14 protein-coding genes, 1 tRNA gene and 1 pseudogene are annotated in these 15,632 nt (G+C 69.4%); 5 read left to right on the top strand and 11 right to left on the bottom strand.

Features of this window, described 5'->3' with window-relative positions:
- Positions 1–7: 7 nt before the first annotated feature.
- The 11 genes and pseudogenes from cobA to FPZ11_RS06660 all read right to left on the bottom strand — a co-directional run bounded on the left by cobA (position 8) and on the right by FPZ11_RS06660 (position 10,863).
- Positions 8–793, bottom strand: coding sequence for a uroporphyrinogen-III C-methyltransferase (cobA, locus tag FPZ11_RS06710; RefSeq protein ID WP_146319446.1), 786 nt, complete (start codon positions 791–793; stop codon positions 8–10).
- Positions 790–1,716, bottom strand: coding sequence for an ABC transporter permease (locus tag FPZ11_RS06705; protein WP_146319444.1), 927 nt, complete (start codon positions 1,714–1,716; stop codon positions 790–792). Before FPZ11_RS06705 ends, cobA begins: the two co-directional genes overlap by 4 nt.
- Positions 1,706–2,465 (bottom strand): annotated as a pseudogene (locus FPZ11_RS06700) (ABC transporter ATP-binding protein). Before FPZ11_RS06700 ends, FPZ11_RS06705 begins: the two are co-directional and overlap by 11 nt.
- A complete protein-coding gene (locus tag FPZ11_RS06695; protein ID WP_246846570.1) occupies positions 2,465–3,559 on the bottom strand; it encodes an ABC transporter substrate-binding protein in 1,095 nt (364 codons plus the stop codon). The pseudogene FPZ11_RS06700 and the gene FPZ11_RS06695 overlap by 1 nt, the downstream one beginning before the upstream one ends.
- Before the next feature lie 87 nt (positions 3,560–3,646).
- Positions 3,647–4,942 (bottom strand): sulfate adenylyltransferase subunit 1, encoded by a 1,296-nt coding sequence (locus tag FPZ11_RS06690; RefSeq protein ID WP_146319442.1) that lies wholly within the window; start codon positions 4,940–4,942, stop codon positions 3,647–3,649.
- Positions 4,942–5,889, bottom strand: coding sequence for a sulfate adenylyltransferase subunit CysD (cysD, locus tag FPZ11_RS06685; RefSeq protein WP_146319440.1), 948 nt, complete (start codon positions 5,887–5,889; stop codon positions 4,942–4,944). The genes FPZ11_RS06690 and cysD overlap by 1 nt, the downstream gene beginning before the upstream one ends.
- Positions 5,871–6,623 (bottom strand): phosphoadenylyl-sulfate reductase, encoded by a 753-nt coding sequence (locus tag FPZ11_RS06680; protein WP_146319438.1) that lies wholly within the window; start codon positions 6,621–6,623, stop codon positions 5,871–5,873. The genes cysD and FPZ11_RS06680 overlap by 19 nt, the downstream gene beginning before the upstream one ends.
- On the bottom strand, positions 6,620–8,326 hold the full coding sequence (locus tag FPZ11_RS06675) for a nitrite/sulfite reductase (protein WP_146319436.1): 1,707 nt from the start codon (positions 8,324–8,326) through the stop codon (positions 6,620–6,622). Before FPZ11_RS06675 ends, FPZ11_RS06680 begins: the two co-directional genes overlap by 4 nt.
- Positions 8,327–8,477: 151 nt before the next feature.
- The gene (locus tag FPZ11_RS06670) at positions 8,478–9,179 is read right to left on the bottom strand and encodes a sirohydrochlorin chelatase (RefSeq protein ID WP_146319434.1); all 702 of its coding nucleotides are present in this window, start codon (positions 9,177–9,179) and stop codon (positions 8,478–8,480) included.
- A 98-nt stretch (positions 9,180–9,277) separates the two neighbouring features.
- Positions 9,278–9,904, bottom strand: coding sequence for a GTP pyrophosphokinase (locus FPZ11_RS06665; RefSeq protein WP_146322750.1), 627 nt, complete (start codon positions 9,902–9,904; stop codon positions 9,278–9,280).
- 464 nt (positions 9,905–10,368) lie between these two features.
- Positions 10,369–10,863 (bottom strand): MarR family winged helix-turn-helix transcriptional regulator, encoded by a 495-nt coding sequence (locus FPZ11_RS06660; RefSeq protein WP_146319432.1) that lies wholly within the window; start codon positions 10,861–10,863, stop codon positions 10,369–10,371.
- 105 nt (positions 10,864–10,968) lie between these two features.
- On the opposite strand from FPZ11_RS06660, the gene FPZ11_RS06655 reads away from it, so the two are divergent.
- The 5 genes from FPZ11_RS06655 (at position 10,969) to FPZ11_RS06635 (ending at position 15,623) form a co-directional block, all read left to right on the top strand.
- Positions 10,969–11,433 (top strand): iron chaperone, encoded by a 465-nt coding sequence (locus FPZ11_RS06655; RefSeq protein ID WP_146319430.1) that lies wholly within the window; start codon positions 10,969–10,971, stop codon positions 11,431–11,433.
- A gap of 257 nt (positions 11,434–11,690) precedes the next feature.
- Positions 11,691–11,762: transfer RNA gene (locus FPZ11_RS06650), tRNA-Gln, on the top strand.
- A gap of 99 nt (positions 11,763–11,861) precedes the next feature.
- Entirely contained in the window at positions 11,862–13,319 is a 1,458-nt protein-coding gene (gene glmU, locus FPZ11_RS06645) for a bifunctional UDP-N-acetylglucosamine diphosphorylase/glucosamine-1-phosphate N-acetyltransferase GlmU (protein WP_146319428.1), read from the top strand.
- Positions 13,294–14,328 carry a ribose-phosphate diphosphokinase gene (locus tag FPZ11_RS06640; RefSeq protein ID WP_146319426.1) on the top strand — a complete coding sequence of 345 codons (1,035 nt, stop codon included), beginning with the start codon at positions 13,294–13,296 and terminating at the stop codon, positions 14,326–14,328. The genes glmU and FPZ11_RS06640 overlap by 26 nt, the downstream gene beginning before the upstream one ends.
- Before the next feature lie 44 nt (positions 14,329–14,372).
- Positions 14,373–15,623, top strand: coding sequence for a chloride channel protein (locus FPZ11_RS06635; protein WP_246846568.1), 1,251 nt, complete (start codon positions 14,373–14,375; stop codon positions 15,621–15,623).
- The last annotated feature ends 9 nt before the right edge of the window (positions 15,624–15,632 follow it).

The following is a 15,632-nucleotide window of genomic DNA, read 5'->3' as shown; positions in this document are numbered from 1 at the left end:
TGAGACCCTATCGGGTTTCGAGGACCGTCCTGTCTGTCTCGTGAGCGCTTGTGTCGAAACATGTCCTCGCCCGCGGGGCGAGGTTCACCACGTCGCCGATGACGACAACGGCCGGCGATCGGACTCCGGTCTCGGCGGCCAGCGCCGCGATGGTTCCGAGGGTGCCGAACGTCACCCGCTGGTCGCTGCCGAAGCCGTTCTCGATGATCGCGACCGGCGTGCTCGCCGGGCGTTCCGGCGTCGTGAGGGCCGCCGCGCTCACGGCCAGGCCCCCGACGCCCATCAGCAGCACCACCGTGTGGTCGGCTCCTCCCGGTGCGGTGTCGAGGTCGTCGTGTCCCGTCAGCACGGTGAAACCCCTGGCGACCCCGCGTGCCGTGAGCGGGATGCCCGCTGCCGCAGGCACCGCAACCGCGCTCGTGACACCGGAGACGACCTCGACCGGCACGTCGGCGGCGCGGCACGCCTCGATCTCCTCCTGGCCACGGCCGAAGACGAACGGGTCCCCGCCCTTCAGCCGCACGACCCGCTTGCCGGCCAGGGCTCGGTCGACGATGAGCCGGTTGATCTCCTTCTGGGGCACCGGGTGGTAGCCGGGAAGCTTGCCGGCGTCGATCACCTCGACGTGAGCACCCAGCTCGCCGAGCAGCGCGCGCGGACCCAGCCGGTCCGCGACCACCACGTCGGCCGACCGAAGCAGCTCGAGTCCGCGCACCGTGATCAGCTCGGTGTCGCCTGGGCCGCCGCCGACGAGCGCGACGGAGCCGGTCGGGGCATCCACGCGGCCGATCATCGAGCTTCCCCGCGTGCGAGGCCCCTGGCACGAGCCAGCCTGCGCTCGATCGGAGCGAAGACGAGCAGCTCGACGACGATCCCGATCACGAGGATGCCCACGATCGTCACGATCACGCCGGGCAGATCGGCGAGCTGCCTGCTCTGATCCAGCAGCGTTCCGAGTCCGAAGCCCATGGTCCCTCCCGTGGTGATGATCTCCGCGGCCATCAGGGAGCGCCACGAGAACGCCCAGCCCTGCTTGAGACCGCCGAGGTATCCGGGGAGCGCGGCGGGCATCACCACGAGTGTGGCCTGCTGCCAGCGGGATGCCCCGAGCACCTTTCCGACCCGGCGCAGCTGCGGAGGCACCTGGTCGACGCCCGACAGCAAGCCGTTCACGATCGACGGGGTGGCACCCATGAGCACGACGAAGTAGGCGGTGGCATCCGAGAGCCCGAACCAGAGGATCGCGGCGGGGACCCAGGCGACCGACGGCAGCACCTGAAGCCCCGAGATGAGCGGACCGACCGCGCGACGCAGCAGCGGCACCTCGGACAGCAGCAGCCCGATCGGCGTGCCGACCGCGACGGCGATGAGAAAGCCGAACACCCCACGCTCGAGGCTGGTGAGCACGGCCTGTTGAAGGCGGCCGGACGACCACAGGTCGCCGAACGACTGTGCGACCGCGAGCGGGCTCGGCACGATGTCGGGGCGGGGCTGCGCGATCCACACGGAGAGCTGCCACACGACGACGAGAAGCACGAGCACGGCCACCGGAAGCAGCACGCTGCCCGCGGCACGGCGCCAGGAACCGCGCCACCGCTGCTCGTCCGACTGCAGCGAGTCGAGGCCGGCTTCGACGTCGGCGAGCGTGTAGCGCTGCTCGCTTCCGATACGCGTCGTGACGGTCGTGACCGCGGTGTCGTCGAGGTCAAGCGACATGGCGCACCAGCTCTCCGCGCAGGCGTTCGGTGATGTCGGCGGCCAGGGCGGCGGCATCCGCCGTCTCGTCACCGCCGCGCAGCGCCTCGTCGACGGACCACTGCGCCGCCACCCGGCCGGGGCGAGACGACAGCAGCACGATGCGCTGGCCGAGCCGCACCGCCTCGCGCACGTTGTGCGTGACGAAGACGATCGTGCGGGCCGTGCTGCGCCAGACGCGTTCGAGCTGGTCGTGCAGAATGTCGCGGGTGATGGCATCCAGCGCAGCGAATGGCTCGTCCATCAGCAGCACGTCGCGGTTCTGAGCGAGCGCCCTGGCCAGGGCGACGCGCTGTCGCATGCCGCCTGACAGCTCGTGCGGCCGCTTGTCGGCGGCATCGGCGAGGTTCACCAGCTCGAGCAACTCCCGCGCCCGGGCGGAGCGCTCGCGCGCCGGCACCCCTGCGAGGCGCAACGCCAGCTCGACGTTGCGCCCGGCGGTGAGCCAGGGGAAGAGCGCGGACTCCTGGAACATCACGGCGGCACGGCCGCTCGGCACGGAGACGACGCCCGGACGTCGGCGCCTCGAGCCCGGCGATGATGTTCAGCAGCGTGGACTTGCCGCACCCGGACGCCCCCACCAGGCACACGAACTCGCCCTGCGCCACGCGCAGCTCGATTCCGTCGAGCACGAGGGGTTGCGCCGGACCGAAGCGCTTCGTGAGGCCGTGGATGTCGATGGCCGCGTGCGACCCGCTCGTGCTCGTCATCACACCCCGAGCCCGCCTGCGGAGACGGTCGGCTTGCCCGCCGCCTTCAGCAGGGCGTTGGCCGCCCGCAGATCGAAGATCCCGTGCAGGTCTGCGGACTTGCTGAGTCCGAGCTTCACGGCGTGACGCTGCAGCTCGGGAAAGGTGGATGCCACGGGGTCGAGACTGAACGTCACCTGCGTCAGCGCGCGCTCGATCACCGCGGTCTCGAGTCCCTTTCCGCTGTCCTTGGTGAGCCGTGCGTTGATCGCGGTCGCCGCCTCGGCGGCGGAGTGCGCACCGAGCCACGCGATGGATGCCGCGTGGCCCTTGACCAGCGCGTCGATCGTCGTGCCGTGCGCGTCGATGAACGACTGGTCGGCCACCAGCACCGTGCTGGGGAACCTGCCGCCGGGCCATTGCGACGCCTCGTTGACGAGCACGTGGCCCCCCGCGTCGAGCACGAGCCGGGAGACCCACGGCTCCGGAAGCCATGCGCCATCGATCGCACCCTGCTGGAACAGCGTGAGCGTCTGAGCGTTGTCCGTCGGCGTGATCGTCACGTCGCCACCGCCGGTGAGCGACGTCGTCAGACCTTGCTCGGCCAGCCAGGTGCGCAACGCGACGTCCTGCGTGTTGCCGAGCTGCGGTGACGCGAGGGTCGTGCCCTTCAGCTGCGAGGCCTTGGTGATGTCCTTCTTCACGACCAGCGCGGCGCCACCGTTCGTGGCCCCCGCGATGATGCGGATCGACTTGCCTGCGCTGGCCGCGTAGGAGCTGATCGCGGGGCTCGGGCCGATGAACGCGGCGTCGATCGCGCCGGCGCTGAGCGCCTCGACGGTGGCCGGTCCGGCGTTGAAGATCTCGGTGGTGAGGGTCGTCGTGCCGAGGCTCTTCGCGAGCAGGCCCTGCTGCAGTCCGATCAGAGCGGTGGCGTGGGTCACGTTGTCGAAGTAGCCGAGACGGAGCTTCGCGGCCGCCGTCCCGCCGCCGGCCGTGGCGGCGGGCGCAGCGTCGGCCGTCGCGCACCCGGCGAGGCTCGCCATGGTGGCCGCGCCCATCGTGGTCAGGGCCAGGCGGGTGAAGGCGCGACGGGTGAGCGGTGCGGTCATCATGGGTCCTTTCGTCGATGGTGCGGATGGATGGTGGAGCGAGGACGGCGAGTCGTGGAGGTCTTCGGGGCGGCCGTGTCGGAAGCGCGTTCAGGCCGCCTCGGGGGACACGGTTCCCGCGGCGAGCGTGGCGCCGTCGTGCGGGTGGATGACCACGAAGGCTCCCGCCCTGCGATGCTCGGCGTAGGCCAGCAGAGGCAGGGGAGAGGCGAGCCGCACGCGTGCCGTGCCGATGTCGTTGATGTCGAGGCGTTCAGCGGGCACGAGGTCGAGGGTCTCGAGCTCGCGTCGACCGATGAGCGATTCGACGATGGCCTGCACTGTTGTCGTTCCGTACTTCACGAGCACTCGGGCCCCCGGCAGGAGCGGCCGCGGGTCGAGCCAGAACAGTGAGGCGGTGAGCGCGGAGACGAGCTCGGGCTCCTGCCCGGCGGCCACGATGACGCTGCCGCGCGCGGCATCCACCTCGTCGGCGAGGCGCAGAGACACGGACTGGGATGCCACGGCGATGTCGAGCGCGCGCGAGGCGACGTCGATGCCGGTGACAGCGGTGCGCACGCCGGCAGGCAGCACCGTCACCTCGTCTCCGACGCGCACTGATCCCGACGCCACCTGGCCCGCGAAGGCGCGGTAGTCGTGATAGGCGTCGGGGTCGAGCCCCGGCGCCAGCGCTCCCTGCGGGCGGATGACCGTCTGCACCGGCAGCCGGAACGGAGCGAGCGTGTTCTCGACCTCGTCGATCACCTCGAGCGTCTCCAGCAGCTGCAGCAGCGGCGCGCCGTCGTACCAGGGCGTGTTGTCGGAGGCGTTGACCACGTTGTCGCCCTCCAGCGCCGACACCGGCACGACGTCGACGTCGTCGATGCCGAGGTCGGATGCCACGGCCAGCACCTCGCGCTCGACTCCGCGGAACACCCCCTCGTCGTAGCCGATGAGATCGATCTTGTTCACCGCGACCAGGAGGTGAGGGACGCGCAACAGCTGCACGACGGCGAGGTGCCTGCGCGTCTGCTCCAGCACGCCCTTGCGTACGTCGATCAGCACGATCACGGCGTCGGCGGTCGTCGACCCGGTGACCATGTTGCGGGTGTACTGCACGTGCCCGGGGCAGTCGGCGAGGATGAAGCTGCGCCGGTCGGTGGCGAAGTACCGGTAGGCGACGTCGATGGTGATGCCCTGCTCGCGCTCCGCGCGCAGCCCGTCGGTGAGCAACGCGAGGTCGACGCGGTCGCCGCCGCCGAAGCCGCGCTGCCTGCTTGCGCGGGTGACGGCATCCCACTGGTCGGCGAGGATCGACTTCGAGTCGTGCAGCAGTCGCCCGACCAGCGTGGACTTGCCGTCGTCGACGGAGCCCGCCGTGGCGAAGCGGAACAGGGTTGACGTCATCAGAAGTACCCGTCCTTCTTGCGGTCTTCCATGCCGGCCTCGCTGATGCGGTCGTCGGCCCTGGTCGCGCCCCGTTCGGTGATGGTGGACGCCGCCACCTCCCGCACGACGGCCGTCACGTCGCCCGCGTCGGACTCCACCGCCCCCGTGCACGACATGTCGCCGACCGTGCGGTAGCGAACCCTCCGCACCTCGACGATCTCGTCGTCACGGGCGGGGGATGCCGTGGACACCGCCCGCCACATGCCGTCGCGGGAATACACGGGTCGCTCGTGCGCGAAATAGAGGCTCGGCAGCTCGATGCCCTCGCGTTCGATGTAACGCCACACGTCGAGTTCCGACCAGTTGCTGATCGGGAAGGCCCGCACGTGCTGACCCGGTGTGTGCCTGCCGTTGTAGAGGTTCCAGAGCTCCGGCCGCTGGTTGCGCGGATCCCACTGTCCGAACTCGTCGCGCAGCGAGAGGATGCGCTCCTTCGCCCTGGCCTTGTCCTCGTCGCGGCGGGCTCCGCCGAACACCGCGTCGTGGCCGTGCGCGCGGATCGCGTCGAGCAGGGGAACCGTCTGCAGCGGGTTGCGGGTGCCGTCTGCGCGCTCGAACAGCCGGCCGTCATCGAGGTAGTCCTGCACGCGGGCCACCTCGAGCGTGAGGCCGAGGCGTTCTACCGTCGCATCGCGAAAGGCGAGCACCTCGGGAAAGTTGTGTCCGGTGTCCACGTGGAGCACGGGGAACGGGATGCGCGCGGGCCAGAACGCCTTCGCGGCCAGGTGCAGCATGAGCACGGAGTCCTTGCCGCCGGAGAACAGCATCACCGGTCGGTCGAACTCGGCCACCACCTCGCGGATGATGTGGATCGCCTCGTTCTCCAGCGCATCCAGCGCGCCGTCCGCGAGCCTCGGCCGTGCGATGGTCGCGGTGTCGACGGCGGTCACAGGTGGATCCCGCATTCCGTCTTGGCGAGGCCCGCCCAGCGCCCGGATCGCGGATCCTCTCCTGGCGCCACCTTCTTGGTGCACGGCTCGCACCCGATCGACGGATAGCCGTTGGAGAGCAGCAGGTTGAGCGGCACGGAGTTCTCGCCCGCGTAGTCGAGCAGCTCGTCGAAGCTCCAGGCGGCGAGCGGATTCACCTTGATGAGCCCGTGCCGGTCGTCGAACGTGACGAGCGGCGTGTTCGTGCGCGTCGGCGCCTCGTCGCGGCGCACGCCCGTGAACCAGAGCTCGTAGCCCGACAGCGATCTCTTCAGCGGCGCCACCTTGCGCAGCTCGCAGCACAGCCCGGGATCGCGGGCGAAGAGGTCCTTGCCGTACGCGGCATCCTGTTCGGCCACCGTCTGCTCGGGAAAGACGTCGACGACGCGCACGTCGATGCTGCGTGCCACCTCGTCGCGCGTGATCCGGGTCTCGAGAAAGTGGTAGCCGGTGTCGAGGAACAGCACATCGACGCCGGGCAGCGACCGTGCGACCACGTGCGGCAGCACCGCGTCGGCCATCGAGCACGCGACGGCGGCCGCGCCGACCTCGACGGTCTCCGCGACCCAGGCGACGACCTCCTCGGCGGATGCCTCCGCACCCGTCAGCGAGCCGAGCTCGCGCGCCCCCGCCTCGGCGATCGCGCGGAGCTCCGCCTCGTCGCGCTTGGGGGATCGCACCCGTGTCTGTTCAGGGATGCTCGTGGTCATCGCAGTGCCTCCTCGTCGGCGGACAGCGCCCATTCGGCGAAGGTCTGATCGTAGGTACGCTCGGCTATCCAGCGCCTAGTGATTCGTTCTACGTAGTCGATGAAGTTGCTCGCCGTCACCTTCAGACCGCGTACGGTTCTGCCGAGGCCGGCCTCCTCGCGGGTGGCCGACGCGAGTCCGCCGCCCAGGTGCACCTGGAAGCCGGGGGACTGCACGCCGTGCTCGTCGGTGACGATCTGACCCTTGAGACCGATGTCGGCGGTCTGGATGCGAGCGCACGAGTTCGGGCATCCGTTGATGTGCAGGCTGATCGGGTGAGGCAGCTCGATGTCGGCGAGGCGATGCTCGAGCTCGGCGATGGCGTCGTGCGCCGTGTCCTTGGTGTCGACGATGGCCAGCTTGCAGAACTCGAGGCCCGTGCAGGCGATCGTCGAGCGCCGGAACGGGCTCGGATGCGCCGAGAGTCCGAGCGCGTCGAGGTCCGCGATGAGGGACTCGGCCTGGTCCTCCTGCACATCGAGCACCACGAGCTTCTGATGCGGCGTGGTGCGCAGTCGGCTCGATCCGTGCGCCTCCAGCGCGTCCGCGATCTCGACGAGCCGCGTGCCGGAGAGCCGTCCGACGGTCGGAGCCACGCCGACGAAGAAACGCCCGTCCTTCTGGCGGTGGACACCGATGTGGTCTCCCGGTGTCGGCGCCTTCGGCACGGCGGGGCCATCGGCCAGGGCGAATCCGAGGTACTCGGTCTCGAGGACCTCGCGGAACCTCTCGGGCCCCCAGTCCGCGAGCAGGAACTTGAGTCGCGCCTTGTTGCGCAGGCGGCGGTATCCGTAGTCGCGGAAGATCGACGTGACGCCCTCCCAGACGTCCGGCGCCTGTTCCTGGGTGACGAAGGCGCCGAGGCGCTCGCCGAGACGCGGCGTCGTCGAGAGGGCGCCGCCGACCCACAGGTCGTAGCCGGGGCCGAGCTCCGGATGCACGACGCCGACCAGCGCGATGTCGTTGATCTCGTGCACGACGTCCTGGCTCGGGTGGCCGGTGATCGCCGTCTTGTACTTGCGCGGCAAGTTCGAGAACTCCGGATTGCCGATGTAACGGCGCGAGATCTCGGCGATGACGGGCGTCGGATCGATGATCTCGTCGGCGGCGATGCCCGCGACGGGGCTGCCGAGGATGACGCGCGGCACGTCCCCGCAGGCCTCCGTCGTCTGCAGCCCGACGGTCTCCAGCCGGCGCCAGATCTCCGGCACCGACTCGATCTCCACCCAGTGCAGCTGGATGTTCTGCCGGTCGGTGAGGTCCGCCGAGTCCCGCGCGAACTCGCGCGAGATCTCGCCGATCACGCGCAGCTGCTCGGTGGTGAGCGCTCCGCCGTCGATGCGCACGCGCATCATGAAATAGCGGTCTTCGAGCTCCTCGTCGCTGAGCGTCGCGGTGCGGCCGCCGTCGATGCCCTGCCTGCGCTGCGTGTAGAGGCCCCACCAGCGGAAGCGGCCGTGCATGTCGCCGGGGTCGATGCTGTCGAAGCCGCCTGGTGCGTAGATGTTCTCGATGCGCTCGCGCACATTGAGCCCGTCGTCGGCCTGCTTCAGCACCTCGTTGCCGTTGAGCGGCGCGGTGCCGTCGATCTTCCACTGGCCGTTGGCGACTCCGGCTCGCGGCGGGCGAACCCGGCCGGCCGGTCGTGATTCCACGGACGTCATGCTCACCTCGCTGCTGGTCGCGTCGACGCTCGTTCGAAGCGGCGATTCGGATGTCGCGAGTCACGCTACGAGAGCAGCTGCGGCCCCCGCGATCGGGGGTGACACGGCCGGAAACACGACGTCACACTTCGTGACGCGAGGGCATCCGAGGTCATCTCGGGCCGGCGGTGGCCTCTCTTGCACGGTCGATCACGATCTCGACGAGCTGCCTCGGAGTGGAGGTCGGGGTCAGCAGCGGAGCGCAGACGACATCGGCGTCCACCCGGCCCACGAGGTCGAAGAAGTATCCGGGCGCCAGCAGATACGTCGCGACCACGACCCTGGCGTTCGGCGCATCCCTGCGGGCCTCGGCCACGGCGTCGGCCAGGCTCGGGGCCGAGGCCGAGAGGAATCCCACCGTGACGTTCGCGCCGAGGCGGGCTGCGAGCATCCTGCCCGTCGCTCGGCAGTCGTCGACGGCGCGCGGGTCGCTCGAACCGGCGGCGGCGAGCACCACGCTGTCGGTGCGGTCGTACCCCGCCTCGGCGAGCCGCATGACGACCACGTCGACGAGTCGTTCGTCCGCGCCCAGCGCGGGGGTGACGAGCGTGGGCACCGCTGCGGTGAGCGCGGCCTCGGCGAGGTCGACGTGCACGTGGTATCCGGCGGAGAGCAGCAGGGGGACGATGACGGCGCGCGTCGTGCCTGCGCTGTCGGCGATGGCCGATGCCACATCGGGCTGCTCCACGTCGACGTGACCGGGGACGACGGGAACGGAGACGGCGCGCGCCACGGCATCCACCAGACGGCTCACGGCGAGCCGGCCGTGCGGCGAGGATGTGCCGTGCGATGCGGCGAAGAGTGTGGTGGTCATCGGGATCCGCTCGATGCTACAGAAAGGTCGAGCGGACGCCGAACGACCCGAGGTGTCGAACGAGAACGGACGCCGGAAGAAACCGGGCGCCGAAGGATTCAGACGTCGAGAGTGCGTGCGGGTGGACGGTAGCTGCGCACCTCGTGGTGGAGGCGTTCCATGGTGGAGTCCAGATGCGATGCCGTTTCCGCCGCTTCGGTGAGTCCGTCGATGAGGTGCTGCGGCACCTGCGTGTCGTACTTGTAATAGGTCTTGTGCTCGAGGCTCGCCCAGAAATCCATCGCGATGGTGCGGAACTGCACCTCGACCCGCACCGGCTCCGGGCCGGCGGAAAGGAAGACCGGCACCTCGAGGATGACGTGCAGGCTGCGATACCCGTTCGGCTTGGGGTTCGCGATGTAGTCCTTCACCTCGAGCACGGTGATGTCGCTCTGCGAGGTGAGCAGGTCGACGATGCGGTACACGTCGCTCACGAAGCTGCAGATGACGCGCACCCCGGCGATGTCGGAGAGTCCGTCTTTGATCGCGTCGAGGTCGAGGTCGATGCCCTTGCGGGTGGCCTTCTCGAGCACGCCTTCGACGGTCTTGACGCGGCAGGAGATGCTCTCGATCGGGTTGTAGCCGTCGACGAGGCTGAACTCGTCGCGGAGGATGGCGAGCTTCGTCTCGATCTCGCTCAGACCGGAGCGGTAGCGCAGCAGGAATCTGTCGAATTCGTCGCGCATGCTGGCGAGATCGGAGAGGGTTCCGCTGTCGGCCTGTTCCAGCAGCCGGAGGGTCTGCGTGCTGAGCAGCGGGTGAGGGGCAGGTCGCGGCCCCGGTTCGACGGTGGTCACGAGATCGACGCTATCGGCACGGCCTTGGTGCTGCGTGTGAGAGCGCGTGGTCGGCTCTTTGAGGCGGCGGCGTTGACGGCGCCGGACGTGGCCCTGTGTGGGAGCCGACTGCCGTGCGCGGGTTGGGGTGCCCGCGCACGTTGTGTGGCGTGGTCGGCTCTTTGAGGCGGCGGCGTTGACGGCGCCGGACGTGGCCCTGTGTGGGAGCCGACTGCCGTGCGCGGGTTGGGGTGCCCGCGCACGTTGTGTGGCGTGGTCGGCTCTTTGAGGCGGCGGCCTCGACGGCGCCGGACGTGGCCCCGCTTGGGAGCCGACTGCCGTGCGCGGGTTGGGGTGCCCGCGCACAAGACAACTCAGTCGAAATCGAGGCTGAGCTTGCGCAGCAGGGCGGCGAGACGGGTGCGGTCTCCGGGTGCGAGAGTGCGGAGCAGCTCCGCTTCGGCGTCGACGAGTCGGGTGATGGCGGCATCCACTCTGGCCATGCCTTGAGCGGTCATGCGCACGAGGATGCCGCGACCGTCGTTGGGGTCGGTCTGACGTTCGACGAGGCCGCGCTCGACGAGGCGGTCGATGCGGTTCGTCATGGTGCCGCTGGAGACGAGGGTCTGCGTGAGCAGGGCCTTCGGACTGAGCTGGAACGGGGCGCCCGCACGCCGGAGAGCGGAGAGCACGTCGAACTCCCACGACTGCAGGTCGGAGCGCCCGAAGGCCCCGCGTCGAGCGCGGTCGAGGTGTTTCGAGAGTCGGTCGACGCGGGAGAGCACCAGAAGGGGCGCGAAGTCGAGGTCCGGTCGCTCGCGTTCCCAGGCGTCGACGATGCGGTCGACCTCGTCGCTGCTCTCCGGCATCCCACCATTATGTCGTCGCACCATGAGGTAGCGGGCGAAGAGCGGGTGCCCGATCGCGCAGTTTCGGAGAAGTGCACGCGAGGCGGCCCTGCCTAGCATCGGGACATGAGCGAGAAGACGACGACGAAGACCCATGAGAAGAACTCGGTGGAGTTCTCCGACGACGAGCGTGCGGCGATGAAGGAGTACGCGAACGAGCTGAAGACCAAGGCGCGCCGTGGCGGAAAGGCGACGAAGGCCGACGGACTCGCCGACCTCATGGGGCAGATCGAGAAGATGCCGGAGCCCGATCGGGCCATGGCACTGGCCGTGCACGAACTCGTGATGTCCGCGGTTCCCGACCTCACGCCGAAGACCTGGTACGGCATGCCCGCCTACGCCTCGAACGGCGACACGATCTGCTTCTTCCAGCCGGCGAGCAAGTTCAAGGCGCGGTTCTCCACGCTCGGCTTCAGCGACAAGGCGCAGCTGGACGACGGCGACATGTGGCCCATCTACTACTCGATCAAGGAGCTCACCCCGCAGGTGCGTGATCGCATCACCGAACTGGTGCGCCGCGCCGTCGGCTGAGCCGCCTTCGCTCTTCCGGCCTCCACTTCCACACCCACCCATCGTTATTTCCTGTCGCAAATGGCCCTTTGCCCATGGAATAGGGGCCATTTGCGACAGGAATCTCGACCTGGGCGGGGGAATTGGCAGGGTGGTGGAGTGGGCCTGGGGCGGAGTGAGTCGGGCGCCGGATGGGGGTGAGTGGATGCGCCGCGCGGCCGCTAGAGCGAGCGTGCGGCGGGCCGCGGCCCGGCTCTCTGGCAGACTGGAGGGCGCGATCCGCCGTGGTGTAATGGCAGCACGACAGCCTTTGGAGCTGTGAAGTCTAGGTTCGAGTCCTGGCGGCGGAGCTCGCATCGCAAGGAGACGGCGGAATTCGCCTGCCGCACGCGGTGGCGGCGGCGGTGCTCGCGTGGCACGCAGCGCCGTGGAGCGGGAATACTGTCATGGTGACCGATCCGAACCTCGCCATCATCGTTCTCGCCGCAGGCCAGGGCACGCGCATGAAGTCCGCGACGCCGAAGCTCCTGCACGAGCTCGCCGGCGCTCCCGTCGTCGCCCACGTGCTCGCCACCGCCGAGGCGCTCGATCCCGCCGTGGTGATCGGCGTCGTGCGGCACGAGCGCGATCGGGTGGCGGAGGCCATCACTGCCCGTCTGCCGCGAGCGATCATCGTCGACCAGGACGAGGTTCCGGGCACGGGCCGCGCGGTCGAGCTCGCCGTCGAGTCGCTGCCTGAAGGGTTCACCGGCGACGTGCTGGTGCTCAACGGCGACGTTCCGCTGCTGGATGCCGACACCCTGGCCGATCTCGTCGCCCACCATCGCGCAGACGGTGCGGCAGCGACCATCCTCTCCAGCGTCGTTCCCGAGCCCCGCGGCTACGGGCGAATCGTGCGCGCCGCCGACGGCGCACTGGAGCGCATCGTGGAGCACAAGGATGCCACCGCCGCCGAGCTCGCCATCGCCGAGATCAACGCGGGCATCTACGTCTTCGGGCTGAACGCGCTGCGCGACCAGCTCGCCAACCTCACCACCGCCAACGCCCAGGGCGAGAAGTACCTCACCGACGTGATCGACCTGCTGCGCCGCGCGGGCAGCAGCGTGTCGGCCGTGCCGGTCGCCGAATCGTGGAAGGCGGAGGGCATCAACGACCGCGCCCAGCTCAGCGAGGCCGCTGCCAGGCTGAACGCGCTCATCGTGCGCGGCTGGCAGCTGGGCGGCGTGACCGTCGACGATCCGGCGACGACGTGGATCGACCTCGCCGTCACGCTGGCGCCCGACGTGACCATCCGCCCCGGCACGCAGCTCAAGGGTGCGACGGTCGTGGCGAAGGATGCCGTCATCGGCCCCGACACGACACTCGTCGACTGCGAGGTGGGGGAGGGCGCGACGGTGAGGCGCGCCGACGCGACGCTCGCGGTGATCGGCGCGGGAGCATCCGTCGGCCCCTTCGCCTACCTGCGGCCGGGCACCGTGCTCGACGAGAACGGCAAGATCGGCACCTTCGTCGAGACGAAGAACTCGCACATCGGCGCAGGAAGCAAGGTGCCGCACCTCAGCTACATCGGAGACACCACGATCGGCCGCGGCGTGAACCTCGGCGCCGGCGCGATCACCGCGAACTACGACGACATCGTCAAGCACCGCACCGAAATCGGCGATGAAGTGCACACCGGATCGCATAACGTCTTCGTGGCTCCGGTTAGGATCGGTGATGGCGCGAAGACCGGTGCGGGGGCCGTCGTCCGCAAGGACGTCCCGGCCGGCGCACTGGCTCTCAGCGTCGCCCCTCAGCGCAACGTCGAGGGGTGGGTCGAGAAAAACCGACCGGGAACGAAGGCCGCAGAGGTCGCGTCCCGGTCCGCAGAGAAAGCCGACGATGGGGCGCAAGGACAAGACGGTTGATCTCGATCGAGAGCGTGGCATAGCGCCAGGGGTCGTCGCCAAAACGAAGAAGCGGCTCGTCGTCTCAGGCGGCCGCTCGCATCCCGACCTGCTGGCCGACGTCGCCGCCGAGCTGGGCACCCAGATCGTCCCGACGGAGTACCGCACCTTCGCGTCGGGGGAGATCCTCACCCGGTTCGAGGTCTCGGTGCGCGGTTGCGACGTCTTTCTCATCCAGTCGTTCGGCCCGCCGGTCAACGAGTGGCTGATGGAGCTGCTCATCATGCTGGATGCCGCCAAGCGCGCGTCCGCGAAGCGCATCACCGTGGTCGCTCCCTACTATCCGTACTCGCGGCAGGACAAGAAGGGCCGCGGACGCGAGCCGATCAGCGCCCGCCTCGTCGCCGACCTGCTGAAGACGGCGGGTGCAGACCGCGTGATGAGCGTCGACCTGCACGCCGCGCAGATCCAGGGGTTCTTCGACGGACCCGTCGACCACCTCTTCGCCAAGCCGGTGCTGCTGCACTACTTCCAGCAGAAGCTCTCGCCCGAAGATCGCGAGAAGCTCACGGTGGTCTCGCCCGACACCGGCCGCGTGCGCGTGGCCGACCAGTGGTCGGACAGCTTGGGCGCGCCGCTGGCCATCATCCACAAGCGACGCGACCCCAACGTGGCGAACCAGGTGACGGTCAGTGAGATCGTCGGCCGCGTGCGCGGCCGTGTGTGCCTTCTCGTCGACGACATGATCGACACCGGCGGCACGATCGTGAAGGCCGCTCAGGCCCTCAAGGAGAGCGGCGCGGAACGGGTCATCGTCGCGGCGACGCACGCGGTGTTCAGCGACCCGGCGTCGGAGCGCCTGCAGGATGCCTCGATCGACGAGGTCGTCGTCACCGACACGATTCCCGTGCCGGAGGCGAAGCGGTTCCCGACGCTGACGATCCTGCCGATCGCACCGCTGTTGGCTCGCGCCATCCACGAGGTGTTCGAGGACGGATCCGTCACCTCGATGTTCAACGGCGAGGCGTAGAGGTCGCGAACCTCGGCGCTGGGGGACGCAGAAGGAGTGCCGTCGTGAACCCGCTGGGCGGCACCACTCGCAGATGGCTGCTGCGTTTGGCATGGGTGACCCTGCTCATCGGAGTCGGCGCCGGTGTCGGTGGCGCTGTGCTCTCCCTCATCTTGCACGCGGTCGAGCACCTCGCTTACGGCTACAGCTCGGGCACGCTTCTCGAGGCGGCGACCCATGCGCCGCCCGTTCGTCGGTTCGTCGCTCTGGTCATCGCCGGACTCGTCGGCGCGCTGGGGTGGTACGCGATACGTCGCTGGCTGCGCCCGATCGTCTCCGTCACGGAATCCGTTGACGGCAAGAGGATGCCCGGCCTCGCCACCGCGCTCAACACTGTTCTGCAGATGGTCGTGGTCGGGCTCGGCGGCTCCGTCGGGCGTGAGGGCGCGCCGCGTGAGCTGGCCGCGCTGTTCTCCGGCTGGCTGAGCGACGTCGTCGGTCTCACCGCGCGCGAGCGTCGTGTCATGGTCGCGTGTGGTGCAGGTGCGGGTCTCGCCGCGGTCTACAGCGTGCCATTCGGAGGCGCACTGTTCGCGATCGAGGTTCTGCTGGCGGAAGTGAGCCTCGCCACCGTCATCCCGGCTTTCGTCGCCTCCGGTGTCGCAACGCTCGTCGCGAGTCCGGTCGTGCCTTCTGGTCCCTGGTACGTGGTGCCGAACTACTCGGTTTCATGGGGCATCGTCGTCTGGTCGGTGATCGCCGGGCCTCTCGTCGGGCTCGCGGCGTCAGGGTTCACGTGGCTCGTCAGGGCGGGGGAGCGGCATCGTCCGGGAGGATGGCGCGTTCTGGTCGCCATGCCGCTCGTGTTCGCATCCGTCGGCCTGCTCGCGGTGTTCACCCCGACGGTCGTGGGCAACGGTCGCGCGCTGGGGCAGACGGCGTTCGACGGAACCCTGTCCATCGCGCTGATCGCGCTTGTGACGATGATCAAGGCCTACGCGACGACGTCGTCCCTCTGGGCCGGCACGGCAGGCGGCACGCTGACCCCGTCGATCGCGATCGGAGCCGGGTTGGGGGCGGCCTTCGGCGGACTCTGGATCGTGCTCTGGCCGGGGGAGCCCGTTGGCGCGTTCGCCCTGATCGGGGCCGCCGCTTTTCTCGCCAGCACCATGCGGGCTCCGTTGACCGGACTGGTGCTGGTGATCGAGTTCTCGCACTCCGGCACGGGTCTTCTCGTGCCGCTGGTGCTGGCGGTCTCTGGCGCGGTGGCCGTCGGCTATGTGTTGGGCCGGCGACGCGTGACGGGAGTCCCCTGACGGCCGATC

It is taken from the genome of Humibacter ginsenosidimutans (assembly GCF_007859675.1).
Taxonomy (GTDB): Bacteria; Actinomycetota; Actinomycetes; order Actinomycetales; family Microbacteriaceae; genus Humibacter; species Humibacter ginsenosidimutans.
The sequence above is the reverse complement of the archived record's forward strand: the minus strand, read 5'-3'. Positions and strand labels throughout refer to the sequence as shown.